Raw genomic sequence first — 16,347 nt, forward strand, 5'->3', positions numbered from 1 at the left:
AGTAAAGACTTATTCTAAGCACCCCACCAACACAACTATATAGCAAGCCTTGGTTAGTTTTAATCCCATCCTTGGTAGTAAATTGCAGTTTAATTAAACCCCGTCATAACTAACGGTATTGTGACAATAGTTTCGGTAAATTCGCCAAGATTGCTATTAACCTTTAAGTCTCCTTGATGTTGCTTCACGATAATGTCATGGGTGAGCGATAGCCCCAGTCCTGTACCTGAGCCAGGTGGTTTAGTAGTAAAGAAGGGGTCAAGAATTCTCGACTGAATTTTGGGATCAATTCCACAACCATTATCACGAATATGAATTTCTACCCTATTACCTACTAATTGGGTCGCAATCATCAGCTTAGGGACATAGACGGAACCATCTCTATTGTTCGCAAAATTTTGTTTTTTACCCCACATGGCATCACAGGCATTGTCAATTAAGTTAATGAAAGCTCGGATTAGATTATTAGGAATTACTTCCACAAGTCCGATTTCTGGGGCATATTTAGTCTCAATGACGGTTTGGAAACTACTATGCTGCAATTCTTTACTCTGATAGGCTAGTTTCAAGGCTTCATTGAGTAGATCATGTAGTAAGGTCGGATGCATAGTAGTTTGCTCGTTTTCGGTACGGGCATGTTGCATCATGCTTGTAATAATCTTGTCTGCCCTTTGGCTATGGTCACGGATGGTGGTCGCGTTTTCTTGCAAATCTGCAATTAATGCTTCGATGAGTTGATTGTTTTCAGAGGTGTGAGATTGCATCACTGGTTGCAAGATCTCCATGAGATCTTGTGTCAGCTCGATGGAACCTTCAGCATAGTTTTTAACAAAGTTAAGAGGATTGCGAATTTCATGGGCAATCCCAGCCGTGAGCGTACCAAGGGAGACTAGTTTCTCTTGGGCAAGAATCCGCTCTTGAGCAACTTGCAGTTCAGTGGTTCTCTCCTCTACCCGTTGTTCAAGAGTTTGTGAATATGCACCTAATTGTTGGTTTGCTTGTTCCAGTTCGATATTCAACTGCGATAAGTTTTGTAAGAGATGCTCGCGTTCTAATTCTGCATGTTTGCGATCGCTAATATCTTCGACGACACCGATTAGTTGTCGGTTCGGATTCTGATGAATGATGCCCCATACCGCAATCCAACGTAGTTCGCCATCTAGCCGCCGAATCCGATATTCAATTTGGTAGGGTGCTCCTGTGGAAAAGGTATGATCGATTGCTTGAACTACCCGATCGTAGTCATCGGGATAGACCATCGCCAGAAATGTATCGCGATCGCCGGGGAAAGTCCCGGGGACAAAGCCAAAAACTTCCTGAGCACGATCTGACCAAAAGAGCTGTCCCGTTTGGAGATTGCAGCCCCAACAGCCCATTTGAGCGGCATCAAGGGCTAGTTGGAGTCGCAGTCTTTCTTCCTGAAGTTTGCTCTCAGCAAGTTTGCGATCGCTAATATCTTGAACTACTCCGAGTAGATATTCAGGACTGCCATCAAATTTATGAACTAGAGATACATTCAAGTTTGTCCAAATAATGTGACCATCTTTATGGATATAGCACTTTTCTATAAAAAATGCTTGTATTTCACCTGTTAAAAGCTTATTAATCTGCTCCTCATCTTTGGCAAAGTCATCAGGACCACTAATTTCCCTAAGAGATTTAGATAATAGTTCTGTTTCTGTGTAGCCGAGAATATCACATAATTTCTGGTTTACATTGGCGAAATAGCCATTTAAATCAACTTGTCCAATGCCTACAGCAGCTTGCTCAAAGGCAGCCCGAAAACGTTCTTCACTAACTATTAGAGCAGATTCCACCTGTTTGCGCTCGGTGATATCTTCAGAAATACAGATTAAATAATCAGGCTGCCCCTGCTCATCAAAAACAGGCACTTTGATCGTATGTAAGATTCTTCTACCAAGGGTCAGGCTATCAATTGGTTCTTCAGGAATATCCTCTGTTTGACCAAATAGAAAGGAATTGCGATCTTTCGCATGAAAGAAATCAGATTGTTCTTTAGGGAAAAAGTCATAAACTGATTTACCAATGGCTTGCTCTTTCGTGCAGCCGAACATGATTTCACTGGTCTTATTCCATAGCAAAAACTCACCAAACTTATTGGCTTTGCCATTTTTAACAAATAGTGCCACTGGTAAATTTTCAATAATCGCTTCGAGAAAATTCCGCGTTTGCGATAGCTCTTTTGTCCGTTCCTGTACCCGCCGTTCTAGTTCTGCATTCAGGTTTTGCAGGTCTTCCAGAGCCTGCATCCTTTCTAGCTCAGCGATCGCCCTCGCCCCAAAAATATGCAGTAACATTTCTGCATGTTTCTGATTAGATAATGGTTGGCGATCTAGCACACAAAGTACCCCCAGTTTCTTGCCTTCTGCATTTTGCAAGGCAACACCAAGATAGCTATCGATATCTGCTCCGACTAAATGCTCATTAAGCGAAAATAGCTGTTTTACATTTGAACAGCAATAGCTCCCTTCGCGTAGGGTCACTTCGCAAGGTGTATTCGCAATTTTGTAGACAAACTTGGATTGCAATTGTTGATCGGCATACCATGCAAGTGTTTCTAAACAATCGCCAACCTGTTTGTCCAGATAAACATGGGAAACTCCAAGGGCGATCGCAATTTGTTTAACGAGTTCAGGGAAAAACTCTTTGCCTGTAACGTAAGCAGTGCCATGCAACAAGCTTTGTAGTGCTAAGTCTGCTTGTTTGCGATCGGTAATATCAATTGCAATGCCAGCCGTTCCAATTGACTCATTGGATTCATCAATCACTGGTGCTTTAAATGTCTCGAGCCATTTTACTTTCCCCTCGGCGGTAACTAGTCTTTCTTCAAGCTGTTTACGTTGCCTAGATTGCATGACATCCAGATCGTCACGACGATAGGACTCTGCTAACTCAGGAGTCCAGATATCTAGATCAGTCAGTCCAACCAATTGAGCAGGCTCATAGCCACAGGATTGAGCAAATGGCTGATTAACCGCCAAAAATCGCCCATCTAGATCTTTCAGCCATGCAATATGGGGAATATTGTTAATCAGGGAGTAAACCTGTCGTGATTTGGTGTCTGAGATCTTTTTACTGACTTTGAGTGCGCGTTCGGACTGTTTGCGATCGCTAATATCACGACCTACAATCAGCACATCATTGTCACTGCAAACTACAACTCGACATTCCTCAGTTTGCAATGCACCATCCACCCAAAGTTCTTGCTCATAGATTTGCATTTTTTTAGTTGCAAGGGCTGCATGTATTGCATTCATTCGTCTTGCTGCCAAATCAGGAGGTAAACTTTCCTCTATTTTTGTACCTATCAGCTTTTGAGCATCTCCTAACACCTTAAACGTATCAGTTGAGATGAAATCAAGGTATACGCCATCTCGACTAACGCGCATAATCAAATCGGGCAAAGCATTGATCAAAGCTCTCTGTTTGGCTTCAATTTGGCGCAAAGCTTCTTCAACTTGTTTACGATTAGTAATATCTAGTACTGAACCGATAAATCCTATTAATTCCCCATGAATATCGCGTTCAGGAACCGCTTGAACAAACATCCATTTAATAGAACCATCAGGATAAATATAGCGATGCTCGACTTCATATTCCGTATCACAGCCTAAATTCGATAGTTCGATAAAATTGTTCCAAGCCGCAGACATCTGATCTCGATCATCAGGATGCAGATTCTTAGTCCATCCTTCACCAAGGTTGTCCTCTAAACTTAAGCCTGTAATTTCGAGGGTTTTAGCATTAGCATAAGTGGAAACTCCCTGAGCATCATAATGAAAAATGCCAATAGGACTAATTTCTGATAGCAACCGATAACGCTCTTCACTTTCTTGGAGAGCATTTTCAGTACGAATGCGATCGCTAATAATTTCACCAAAGATAATAACGCCAGCAACATTATCATCATCGTCATACCAAGGCAGGACTTCCCACCGTAGCCATTCCTCTCTACCATCAGGGAGAATGCAATGATCTTTTTCATTTCGCGTTACAACTCCCTGTAGTCCCCTTTGATGTGCCTCGCGCCATGAATCAGAAATATTAGAAAAAAGATCGTAATGACATTTGCCAATAATCGAGCCGTCTAATTCATTTGATCGCTCCATTAATTGATAATCATTAATCCAACGATGGCTAGCGATCACATAGTTCATGTGGCGATCGAACATTGCCACACCCACAGGTGTATGTTCGATAAATAAACGTAATTGCCTCTCATTTTGACGTAGTTGCTGCGTACGTTCCTGTATCTGTTGTTCTAAACTCGCATTCAACCTTTCTAGCTCACGATTGGCTTGTTCTAGTTCTAGTTGCTTTTGGGTAAGTTGTTGTTCTTTGTGATAGCATCGCAAAGCCTCTGTCACCGTGAGTTGCAGATCAATCTCATTCCAAGGCTTTGACATAAAGCGATAGAGATTTCCGCGATTAACCACATTTCCCACATCTTCGGCGCGAGCCTCTCCTGTCAACATCACTTTTAAAATTTGAGGATGCCGCTGATGCAACTCAATGAGAACTTGATCGCCCTTCATTCCTGGCATAATCTGATCCGCAATCACCAAGGGGATTTCTACGCCATCGTTTAAGAGTTCCTCTACTACTATTAAGGCTTCAGTCCCACTTTCAGCAATTTCGATCGCATAGTCGGGGAAATATCGCATTAACTGTGTTCGCAACGTTAACAAAACATTGCGTTCATCATCAACACAAAGGATCGTAGGAGTACTCATAGGTAATTTGGCGATAAGAATTTTTATGGAATTAAGTGGGTGATAGGCGGGTTCCCATAGTTATGGCGATCGCGGCTCTAATAGCAATAGGGGCAATCTTACTGTGAAGATCGTCTGACCAACTTGGCTATGCACGAAAATTTCACCTAAATGCTTATGTACAATCTGACGCACAATATCTAGACCCAAGCCACTACCCTCACCACGTGACTTCGTAGTAAAAAATGGTTCAAAAATCTGTTCTTGTAAATCTTCAGGAATCCCCCCACCAGAATCAATGATCTTGACTACTATATATTCGGCTTGCTGGAAGACATGAATCTCCAATTTGCCCTGCTGCCCGATCGCATAAATAGCATTATCGATCAAATTTACCCAAACTTGGGTCATCTCATCATGATTACAGAAAATGGGCGGAACTTCTTCATAATACCGATATAATTCTATATCTTGTTTAAGGCGGCTGTGGTAAAGCGTTAAGGCGACTTCAATACTATCGATAATTGGAGTCAGACTTTTATCCTGTTCGTGGCTATGATGGCTATAGTTTTTTAGCGCAAAGACTATTTTCGCAGCCCGATCTACTTCACTTTGAATGCTATCTACACTTTGATGTTGCAAGACTAGATAATAAGCCATTTGCAAAATGTCATAACAGCGAGCATCCTGCAAAATTGATTGATAGAGACATAGGTTTTCTCTAATTTGCATATAACTGAGCTTTGAGGCAAGTTCCACCGCATCATTGAGTCCTTGGAGCATCAGTTCACTTTGGATCTGTCGCCGTAGTTGGCGTTCCTCGGTTGTAGAGAGAGCTTGATAGTTGCTAATAGCATTCTTGACTAAGGATTGAAACTCAACCTGTTGCTGTGGCGATAGGCTTTGGATGAGCTGCGGTAGTTGTCGGAGTGAGATCTGAATGGCAGCAACCAGATTGCTCGCTGCATTACGGATTACGCTAAGTGGATTATTAATTTCATGGGCAACGCTTGCCGTAAGTTGTCCAAGCGCCGACATTTTCTCCGATTGAATGAGTTCCTGTTGCATTGACTGCAATTCCATCAAAGTTTTGGAGAGTTCCTGAGTCCGCACTTCGACAGATCGCTCTAGGGTTTGGGAATAGTCAGCTAGTTTTTGATTTGCTAATTCCAGATCATGGGTACGCTGGGCAATTTGTTTTTCTAAATTTTTCGTCAACTGCCGCAGTTGTAAATGGGTACGCACCCTTGCTAGCACTTCTAGCTCTTGAAAAGGCTTAGTGATGTAATCGACGGCTCCTAGCTGAAAACCTTTAGCTTTACTATCAACATCCACGAGGGAAGTCATAAAAATAACTGGAATATTCCTATATTCCTCTGTATTTTTTAGGCATTGGCAGATTTCAAATCCATCCATCACTGGCATTTGGACATCTAGCAAAATTAAATCTGGCAAATGCAATTTCAATTGCTTAAACAGCATCTCTCCACTAGTAGCGATCGCTACCTCAAAGCCTTCATCCATTAATACATTGGAAATTACATGCAAGTTTACAGGGGTATCGTCAACGATCAAAATTACTTCAGAGCTAGAAGAGAGCATAGGTAAATTTTTGACTTAAATCAGATGTGACTTAAACCAGATAAGTTACCAGAAATATCTTAAGAAATATGTTTTTCTAACAATTGTTCTAAGGATTCTATTTGAAAATTTTTAGCTAATGGTTTATGGAAGTGCACCCCGAAGGGGTGCACTTCCATAAACCCAAAAATCTCTTGGTTTGGGGTTGCGGCGCAAATCGTCACTATTCAAGCGGTAGAGGTAACATGACCGTAAAAACAGTGCCATCGCTGCCACTCTGTACCTGAATTTCACCGTGATGTTTCTGCACAATCTGTCGCACAATATCCAAGCCTAATCCACTACCTTCTCCTCTTGGCTTACTCGTAAAAAACGGCTCAAAAATTTTGGATTGGATCTCTGGCGACATCCCACATCCCGAATCAGCGATCGCCACCACCACATAACCCGCCTGAGTAGTGATCGCAATTTCTAGAGTTCCTCCATTCCCCATCGCATAAATCGCATTGTCAATTAAATTTACCCATACCTGTGTGAGTTCATCGGGATTACAAAGGATTTCAGGAATCTCATCATTATAGCGACGGATGACCTCAATGCTATGTTTCAGACGATTATGGTAGAGGGTTAGCACCACCTCAATGCTATCGTTCACTTTTGCAAGGATTTGCTCACTATTGTGACTGTGATGGCTATATGCCTTCAGGGCAAATACGATTTTGGCAGCGCGATCTACTTCCTGTTGAATACTTCGAGTACTGTGATGTTGCATTACCAATGCATAGGCTACCTGTAAAATTTGCTCACATTTTGGATCTTGGAGGAGCGAAAGATAAAGATTTAGCCCCGAAACTATTTGCATCTGACTGAGTTGGGTGGCAATATCGATCGCATTAGGAATCCCTTGGTCTAATAGAGTGCTTTGTAGTTGCCGTCGTAGTTGCCGTTCCTCTCGCGTTGATAAAGACTGGTGTGATTGCAAAGCCACATGGATTAAAGCCCGAAACTCTTGTTGCTGTTGAGGAGACAGGCTTTGCATGATTCGGGGCAATTGCTGAAGGGTCACATGATTTGCCGTCACAATATTGCTAGTAGCGCTGCGAATTACGCCAAGGGGAGTATTAATTTCATGGGCAATACTGGCAATCAGTTGCCCCAATGCAGCCATTTTTTCAGACTGGATTAATTCCTGTTGTGTAGATTGCAGATTACTTAAGGCTTGTGAAAGTTCTTGAGTCCTCTCTACAACTTTTTGCTCAAGGGTGCTATACAGATGAGCATTCTCTAGGGAAATGGCGGCTTGGGTGCATAACAAATTCAAGAGTTGTAAGCGATCGCTTGTAAACGTACTTACTGCAAAATTATTCTCTAAATATAAAATCCCTAGTAACTGTCCTTGTTTCAAGATAGGACTACAAAACATACTTTTGGGCTGATGCTGAATCATGTAACGATCGCCTGCAAATTGAGAGTTTTCTCGTGCGTCGTTGAGAACCAGTGTTTCTAAACTGTTCTTTACCCAATTAATTACACTAGTTGGTACATCGTTACTCGTTTCTAATGGTATTGGTGTCGTAAGTATTTGTGTTTGCTGTTCGGATTTGGCGATCGCCACAATCTGCAAATTTTGATTGGGTTGTAAGAGCAGGACACATTTATCCGCACCAGCATTAGCAATCAGGATGTTTAACAGCGTTTCTAAAAGCTTATCGAGTTCGATTTCTTGTGAAATTGTCTGTGAAGCCTTGAGCAAGGTTTCGAGATCGAGAATAGTGGAGTGATTGTAGAAAGATTCGAGCGATAATTTCTGATCAAATCTATGTGTATCAGTTTGCTGCCTCAAGGAAACGAGCAATTGTGGATAACGGTTTTCTAAATCGATGACTTTGGCTGTCGCTCCCCAACGCGCATAGGCATAATAGGCTTCATTCATATAGACTTGAGCTATTTTTTCTTTTCCCAATACTAGATAAAACTTTGCGGCAAGTTCGTTGGCTAAGGCTTCCTCTTGGAGATAGCCATTGTTTTTAGCTCCAGTGATCGCGCGATCGTACCAATCTCCAGCTAGATTAAATTTCCCCACAACTCGGAGTCGCTCAGCTTCTACTAGAGCTACCTTGTGCTGATAATTCATGGGAGCTGATTTAGCGAATTTAGCCAAATATTTGCGAGTAGCTATGACTTTATCTAGATATGCTCTTTGTTGCTTTGGCTTGAGATGAGGGTATTGCGACAATCTTACGAGAGCATCATAGAAATAGATCAGCGTTTTCACGAAGGTTCCATCGACAATGGAGAGCATAGATTCAATGATCGCGATCTGCTCCATTGCTAGTGAGTATTTTTCAAACAAGAGCGCAAGTTGAAGTTTCCGTAGGCTTGTATAAATCTGTAGTTGTCGATCGCTTTTAGAGATTGCAGTTTCATCAAAAAAGCGCCCAGTAATTTGGCAAGCATCATTAGGCTCGGTCGTGAGATTTTCCAAAATCTGGCAATTCAGATCATGCATATCCAACATCGAGAGCTGTTGAAGTTTCTGCAAGGTAGGACGACTAGCGATCGCTTCCCTTTTCAAATCCATGAGATTTTGAGTGGTCCAATAGGATTGGGTGAAGTATACACAGAGACTATAAGCAGCATACTCAGTATCACCCACCTCTAAGCTCACTTGATAGGCTTCCATTAATAGGGGTAATGAATTCTGAAGTGATTCCTTTCGATAGGCAATAAAGCGAGTCCAGAGAAACAAAGTAGGAGCCAAGGCTTTTTTGGATGCGTGCTGATGACAAAGAGCGATCGCCGCTTTCCCAATAGCATAGCCTTGATCTATTTTTCCAAGCTTCTCACAAAGCAAAAAAGCATAGATCGTATAAGCCATTGATGATTTGGGAATATTGCCATAACGTAGATAGATAGAAATACCAATAAAGGTCATAAAAGGAAGAATTTCGGGCACACTGCTTTGCGCGGCTGCACCAACTGCGTTAAAAAGATTACAGGCGGCAAGTTTATAAGGATCAGACATAGGAGGGAGGGCAAGCAGATCCTTAGGGCTTGTGCCAATCATGCGATAGACCGTAGTAAAAAAGCCAAGGACTGTTTGCAATTTGGATGGCTTTTGGGGAATCTGAACACCAAAATAGGGCAACACCTGACGGGCATAGGCGATCGCTGCACGGGCTTGATTTTGCGCTACCATCGCCAAAATCTGAATCTCATAGAATTTAGCGCGATCTAATTGATTCTTCGCCTGTTGTAATCCAATCCCTATGAGAGTTTCCATCTCGGCATAGATACCTGATAGGTAAGCTACTTCAGCAGCCTGTTGATGTAGACCTAAACTCAGGTCATATTGATTACGCCAACATTGCGCTGATAAAAGCTGTAACCCTGTCTTCAGATAACTCATCGCTGCTTCATACGCTGATGATGCCCGTGCTTTTTTGCCAGCACGCCAATTAAGCTGGGCGAGTTCCTCTCGTTCTTTTGCTTGATCAATCAGAGAAATACCACAATTAAGTTGATTGACAATATGGAAAAGCTGCAACTCCTGTTCATGGCTAGAGTAGCGATTTAGGAGCAATCTGCCAATATCAAGATGCACTGCTTCCTTTTGGGAATTGGGGATGAGTGAGTAGGCAGCCTGTTGCACACGATCATGGAGAAATCGAAAAGAACAGTAACCCGATTCCCAATTCCAGAATTCAGGGATATTGACGCTATTGCCTTCAAATTTCGGTTGAAAAATTTATAAATTTGATTGAGAGGAACTAGTAATCCTTCCTGCAAAGCTTGCCATAAAGCCATTGCTGTCTCGATGCCCGATTGGGAAGAGCCGATCGCTAATGTCTGCAAATCAAACTGTGTACCAATGCAAGCAGCCAATTTCAATATTGATTGCGTGCTCGGGGATAGTTTTTGTAACTGTTGCGCGATGAAGACTACCACATCATCAGTCAAGCTTTGGAATTTGATTTGGCTGAGGTCGCATAGCCAATAGCCTGTATCCCTATTGAACTGGATTAATCCATCTTGATGTAAGGTCTTGAGAAATTGGGTGGTAAAAAAAGGATTTCCTTGGGTCTTTTGATAGACTAACTCGGTTAATGGTTGAGCAAGGGCGCGATCGCAACTCAAGGTCTCCGCCACCAATTGATTGATATCGGATGGGAGCAACGCTTGTAGGGCGATCGTCTTGATTGTGGTTTCTAACTTTTCTAATTCGCGCACCGTCAGCATCAGGGGGTGAGCTGGTGTTACTTCGTTATCGCGATATGCACCTAGAACTAGCAGATACCTGACATCCTGCATTAATAGTTTTAATAATTGCAAGGATGCCGAATCTGCCCACTGAAGGTCATCAAGAAAGATCACTAGTGGATGCTCTGCGGTTGTAAAAACTTGAATGAATTTCTGAAAGAGTAAGTTGAAGCGATTTTGCGCGGCATTGCCAGATAATTCAGTTGCTGGAGGCTGTTCTCCGATAATTCGCTCTAGTTCAGGGAGCATTTGGATAATGATCTGACCATTCTCCCCCAATGCCTTGAGGATTTCGTTTTTCCAGAGATTGAGTTGAGCATCACTCTCACTCATAAGCTGTCCCATCAAATCGCGGAAAGCCTGTACAAAAGCCGAAAATGGGATATTACGATTGAATTGGTCAAACTTGCCTTTGATGAAGTAACCATGTTTTCGCACGATCGGTTTATGGACTTCATTCACCACAAAGGTTTTGCCAATGCCAGAAAAACCCGCGACAAGCATCAGTTCGACATTTCCCTGTGAGACCCGCTCAAAAGCGTCTAGCAAAGTCTTTGTTTCCGCGTCCCGCCCGTAGAGTTTTTCAGGAATGATAAAGCGATCGCTGCGATCCGTTGAAGCAATCGCAAATGGGGTAATGGTTCCTGTGGTGCTAAGTTGCTCTAGGGCAAGCTCTAAGTCATACTTCAGCCCCAATGCACTCTGATAGCGATCTTCGGCATTTTTTGCCATCAGTTTGGCGACAATCTGCTCAATTGGCACAGGAATATCAGATTGTAATTTGCTAACCTTAGGAATCGGCTTTGCTAAGTGACAATGCATTAACTCCAAGAGATCGTCTGTTTGATAGGGTAATTCCCCTGTCAATAGTTCAAAGAAGGTGATCCCCAATGCATAAAAGTCCGAGCGGTAGTCGATCCCCCGATTCATCCTCCCTGTTTGTTCTGGAGCAATGTAAGCTAAGGTTCCTTCTAAAACATTAGGATGTTTTATTTCCTCAGTTTCCTTAGGTAAGAGCGTGGCAATGCTAAAGTCGGTTAATTGGATTTGCTGAGATACAGGATCGATGAGGATATTGGCTGGTTTAATATCTTTATGGATTATTCTCTGTTGATAGAGATAATGCAAAATATCCGCTAATTGAATTGCGATCGCCAAAAACTCGGAGATGCTTAAAGTATTAACAGCAATATATTCCTGAAGTGGACAAAAACCTTGATCGGCGGTAACTAAGATATATCCATTACTATAAGGTTCTAAGGCAAGGGGTTGTGATATTCCTGAGAAATTTAGGTTTTTGGTAATTGTGTAGTGGTTATGTAGCCTTAACAGTTCATTGAGCGTTGGGCGATCACTTTTGAGCATTTTCAGGATTACAGGCTGCTGATCAACTAAACGCACAGCGCGATAAACCAAGGTACGGCTACCTGCATATACCTGTTCGCCAATATGGTAACCATCAAGTTTGGGCAAGCGATCGCGGTGATTTGTACTTGATTGCATAACTATAATCCCCTTGATACATCAATCTCCCCAAAACATGATCAATTGTACTTCACAGGAAACAGGGCAATTAAGTTACAACCTGTTGAAGCTTGAAATAGTACAGAGAAATTTTTGAAAACGCTGCTTTGCCACACTTTCAAAAATTTCTCTATTTTTTAATTTGGGGCAATGAGCTGGAGCATCTCATCCCATTCATCAAGCGATCAAGCTCATAAAATTAGCGCATGGGGGATCGCTGAAACCCCATGCAATACGCAGATTTTGGTAAGTATCTGAGCGCAATTAAATATAAAAAGCCAAAACCTGTAGCGTTTGTTGCAATTGCGCTACAGGTTTTGGCTCTGTTTTTTTATTATGCCTAGCAACTTAAGCTAAAAATTACATAGAGTCTGATTAGGTAGTCCTAAACAGGAAAAGATTTATTTTGGTAAGGATGGGTGGCACGTCGCGCCGCCCATCCTTATATATTTAGCGCTACCTCTGATTAGATACAAAGGGCTATCAATAGTGACAGAAGATAATCTATTTTTAATTTGCAATTAAATTAGTTAAACTTAAATTAGTTAGACTGATGTTATGCAAAAAAAAGTAAATTTAATTTTAGTAGTTGATGATGAAGTTGAAGTTCAACGACTTTTTCAGCAACGATTTAGGAAGCGGATTCAATCTGGAGAACTTGCATTTCAGTTTGCATCAAATGGAGTAGAGGCTCTTAAAGTTCTACAGGAAAATACTTCTATTTCCATGATTCTTACTGACATCAGAATGCCAGAGATGGATGGGTTATCGCTAATCTCTAAATTGGTAGAGCTAGAAGCTCCGCCCAAAGCTGTAGTGCTCTCTGCCTATGGGGATATGCAAAACATTCGGATGGCAATGAATTATGGTGCTTTTGATTTTATAACTAAGCCCATTGATTTTACAGATCTCGAAATTACGATTGATAAGACACTTGCATTTGTTAATCACATAGAAGAACAACAACGCAAGCTTGATGAAGCTCAACAACAACTCCGCGCCCATGAACAACAGGAGATTGCTTTAGCCCAAGCCAAAGAAATTGCCGAGTCAGCCAATAAAGCTAAAAGTGCTTTTCTTGCCAGTATGAGTCATGAAATTCGTACTCCAATGAATGGCGTATTAGGAATGGTACAACTGCTAGCAACTACCGAGCTAACTCCAGAGCAGAGAAATTACTTAGAAATAATTGGCAATAGTGGTAATGCTCTTTTAAAAATTATTAATGATATTCTTGATTTTTCTAAAATTGAAGCAGGCATGATCGACATAGAAAAAGAGCCTCTTATTTTAGAAGATGTGATGAAGTCTGTATGCGAAATTCTTGGTAAACAGGCAACCGATCGCGATATTCATCTGCAATATTATATAAATCCTGATATTCCCAAAACTTTACTAGGCGATAGTGCACGTCTTCGCCAAATATTAATTAATTTATTAGCTAATGCCATTAAATTCACAAAGCATGGAAATGTCTCTCTCTCTGTTAATCCCTACATTCTCTATGATGCTGACCCAAATCATTATGGATTAGTTTTTATAGTTGAGGATACGGGTATCGGTATTCGTCGCGATCGCTTACATCTATTATTTCAACCTTTTAGCCAAGGCGATTCTTCGATTAGTCGTAAATATGGTGGTACAGGATTAGGTTTAGTTATTTGCAAACGCCTAGTGGAATTAATGGGAGGGACAATTTGGGTTGAGAGTCAGGGAAATATGGGTGGCAATCCTCCCGCAGAATATTTATCCAATCCAGAATCTACGCCCAACCAAGGTTCTAAATTTTCCTTTACGATCATCGCCGATAAAGCGTTAGAGAGCTTTACTCCTAATTTAATTAACCTTCCTAGAATGAGACCAGCGATCGCAGATAGCTCTCCTAAAAGAGATCTCAAAATTTTGTTAGCCGAAGATGACCTCACTAGTCAAAAAATATTTAATCTCTTCATGAAAAGAATCGGTTATCGAGTGGACATAGCTAATAATGGATTAGAAGCGATCGAAATGTTGCAGCGTCAATCCTATCAAATAATTTTTATGGATGTCCAAATGCCTGAAATGGATGGGATCACTGCTACTCAAAAAATACGCCAAGAAATTGAGGCGCAGCCTTGGATTATCGCATTAACTGCAAATGCTTTTTCTGAAGATCAACAAGCATGTTTTGATGCAGGAATGAATGACTTTCTCACAAAACCAGTTCAGCTTGACAATATCATCCATGTAGTTAATCGCTATACTCAGCAATCTCACTAATAAGAATGGGCAATGCGATGCGTCACCCATTCGATACTCTGGCGAAATGTATCCTATTTATCAAAGCGATCGCGATACACTTGTCTAGGTAATAGTTTGATCAAGTCTGCCTAAACTCGATCAAATGATAAATATGATCTAGTACTGCAAATGTCTGTCCATCCCTTTATTCGACTGACCCGATACGCACGCAACTACCGCCGCCAAATTTGGACGGCAACCACTTGTTCTATTCTCAATAAGTTCTTTGATCTTGCGCCACCAGTTTTAATTGGAGCAGCGATCGATCTGGTATTACAGAAAGAGAACTTCTGGGCAAATCCCTTTGGTGTCCAAGGGCTAGCCGCACAGCTATTCGTACTTTCGGCGATCAGTGGCGTGATTTGGGGATTGGAATCAATTTTTGAATATGCCTATGCGCTGCAATGGCGTAACCTCGCTCAGACGGTACAGCATGATCTCCGCCTTGATGCCTATCAACATTTACAGGAATTAGAACTTGCCTTTTTTGAGGAACGGAGTTCAGGCGGGTTAATGTCAATTTTGAGTGATGATGTTAATCAATTGGAACGCTTTCTCGATGGCGGCGCTAATGAAGTTATTCAAGTTTCGGCGACGATACTCCTAATTGGCGGTGCATTTTTTGTAATTACGCCCAATGTGGCTTGGTTGGCACTATCACCGATGCCTTTTATTCTCTGGGGTTCCGTTTGGTTTCAGAAATTTCTTGCACCACGCTATGCCGATGTGCGGGAAAAAGTGGGTTTACTCAATGGTCAGTTGTCCAATAATATTGGCGGTATCACCACGATTAAAGCCTTTGTCACTGAGGATTACGAACGTAAGCGCATTGAGAAAGAAAGTAATCGCTATCGCCAAAGTAATCGTCGTGCGATCGCCTATAGTGCTGCCTTCGTTCCCTTAATCCGCATTTTAATCTTTATCGGTTTTATCGCAATTCTGTATTATGGCGGTTTGGAAGTGCAAGCTCAAAGATTATCAGTCGGTAACTATTCCGTCATGGTCTATCTAATTCAGCGCTTGCTCTGGCCCCTGACGCGCTTAGGTGAAACCCTTGACCAATACCAAAGAGCTATGGCATCTACCAATCGTATTCTCGATTTGCTGGATACCCCGATCGCCATTCATTCAGGCTCAAAGGTTTTGCCATCGCCAGCACTAGTACAAGGCGAGATCCAGCTCAAAGATGTCACCTTTGGCTATAACCCTAGTTTCCCAATTGTCGAAAATCTATCCTTGGACATTGCGGCTAATAAAACTACGGCGATTGTCGGTGCGACGGGTTCAGGTAAAAGTACCTTAGTGAAGTTGCTTTTACGCTTATACGAAATCCAATCGGGCAATATCTTTTTAGATGGTATCGAGATTCGTGAACTCGAATTGCGATCGCTACGTTCCTGCATTGGTTGGGTGAGCCAAGATGTGTTTCTATTTCATGGTTCTGTTTTGGAAAACATTGCCTATGGTTCCTTTGATGCAACAGTTGAACAAATTGTAGCAGCCGCGAAGATTGCTGAGGCTCATGAGTTTATCCAAGCCTTACCTCAGGGTTACGATACGATTGTGGGTGAGCGTGGTCAAAAGCTCTCAGGTGGACAGCGACAAAGAATTGCGATCGCTCGTGCAGTACTACGAAATCCGCCGATCTTGATTCTCGATGAGGCGACTTCGGCAGTAGATAATGAAACTGAGGCTGCCATTCAAAAATCCCTCGATCAGATTACGAAAAACCGCACAACGATCGCGATTGCCCATCGTCTCTCGACGATTCGCAATGCTGATCGCATTTATGTAATGGATCATGGCAAGGTCGTTGAGACAGGAACCCATGATCAGTTAGTTGCCCTAAATGGTATTTACACTGGCTTGTGGAATCTACAAACTGGACAAACTCATGGGTTTGTAGCGTAAACTCATATGGGGAATCTGATGAAGTTCAGGTTTCCCTAAATCTTCAATTAAGAGTCAG

The 16,347-nt window shown here is 42.0% G+C and carries 6 protein-coding genes; 2 read left to right on the plus strand and 4 right to left on the minus strand.

The genetic code is table 11. The annotated features are described in order from the left end of the window. Positions 1 to 89 precede the first annotated feature (89 nt). The 4 genes from HC246_RS11225 to HC246_RS11240 form a co-directional block, all read right to left on the minus strand. Positions 90 to 4,754, minus strand: a complete 4,665-nt coding sequence (locus HC246_RS11225) for a PAS domain S-box protein (protein WP_169363461.1) — start codon at positions 4,752 to 4,754, stop codon at positions 90 to 92. Between the two features lie 60 nt (positions 4,755 to 4,814). Beyond that, the gene (locus HC246_RS11230) at positions 4,815 to 6,335 is read right to left on the minus strand and encodes a hybrid sensor histidine kinase/response regulator (RefSeq protein ID WP_169363462.1); all 1,521 of its coding nucleotides are present in this window, start codon (positions 6,333 to 6,335) and stop codon (positions 4,815 to 4,817) included. 202 nt (positions 6,336 to 6,537) lie between these two features. Then, positions 6,538 to 9,966 carry an ATP-binding protein gene (locus tag HC246_RS26735; protein WP_169363463.1) on the minus strand — a complete coding sequence of 1,143 codons (3,429 nt, stop codon included), beginning with the start codon at positions 9,964 to 9,966 and terminating at the stop codon, positions 6,538 to 6,540. Beyond that, positions 9,888 to 12,077, minus strand: coding sequence for an ATP-binding protein (locus HC246_RS11240; protein WP_169363464.1), 2,190 nt, complete (start codon positions 12,075 to 12,077; stop codon positions 9,888 to 9,890). The genes HC246_RS26735 and HC246_RS11240 overlap by 79 nt, the downstream gene beginning before the upstream one ends. 579 nt (positions 12,078 to 12,656) lie before the next feature. On the opposite strand from HC246_RS11240, the gene HC246_RS11245 reads away from it, so the two are divergent. Further along, positions 12,657 to 14,357, plus strand: a complete 1,701-nt coding sequence (locus tag HC246_RS11245) for a response regulator (RefSeq protein ID WP_169363465.1) — start codon at positions 12,657 to 12,659, stop codon at positions 14,355 to 14,357. Positions 14,358 to 14,507: 150 nt separating this feature from the next. Further along, positions 14,508 to 16,289, plus strand: a complete 1,782-nt coding sequence (locus HC246_RS11250; protein ID WP_169363466.1) for an ABC transporter ATP-binding protein — start codon at positions 14,508 to 14,510, stop codon at positions 16,287 to 16,289. Positions 16,290 to 16,347 lie beyond the last annotated feature (58 nt).

This window comes from Pseudanabaena yagii GIHE-NHR1 (assembly GCF_012863495.1).
GTDB lineage: Bacteria > Cyanobacteriota > Cyanobacteriia > Pseudanabaenales > Pseudanabaenaceae > Pseudanabaena > Pseudanabaena yagii.

What these genes read in the sequence shown, in the direction of transcription:
- HC246_RS11225 (WP_169363461.1), bottom strand. Translation starts at nt 4,754, where the DNA reads ATGAGTACTCCTACGATCCTTTGTGTTGATGATGAACGCAATGTTTTG.
- HC246_RS11250 (WP_169363466.1), top strand. Translation starts at nt 14,508, where the DNA reads ATGTCTGTCCATCCCTTTATTCGACTGACCCGATACGCACGCAACTAC.
- HC246_RS11240 (WP_169363464.1), bottom strand. Translation starts at nt 12,077, where the DNA reads ATGCAATCAAGTACAAATCACCGCGATCGCTTGCCCAAACTTGATGGT.
- HC246_RS11230 (WP_169363462.1), bottom strand. Translation starts at nt 6,335, where the DNA reads ATGCTCTCTTCTAGCTCTGAAGTAATTTTGATCGTTGACGATACCCCT.
- HC246_RS11245 (WP_169363465.1), top strand. Translation starts at nt 12,657, where the DNA reads ATGCAAAAAAAAGTAAATTTAATTTTAGTAGTTGATGATGAAGTTGAA.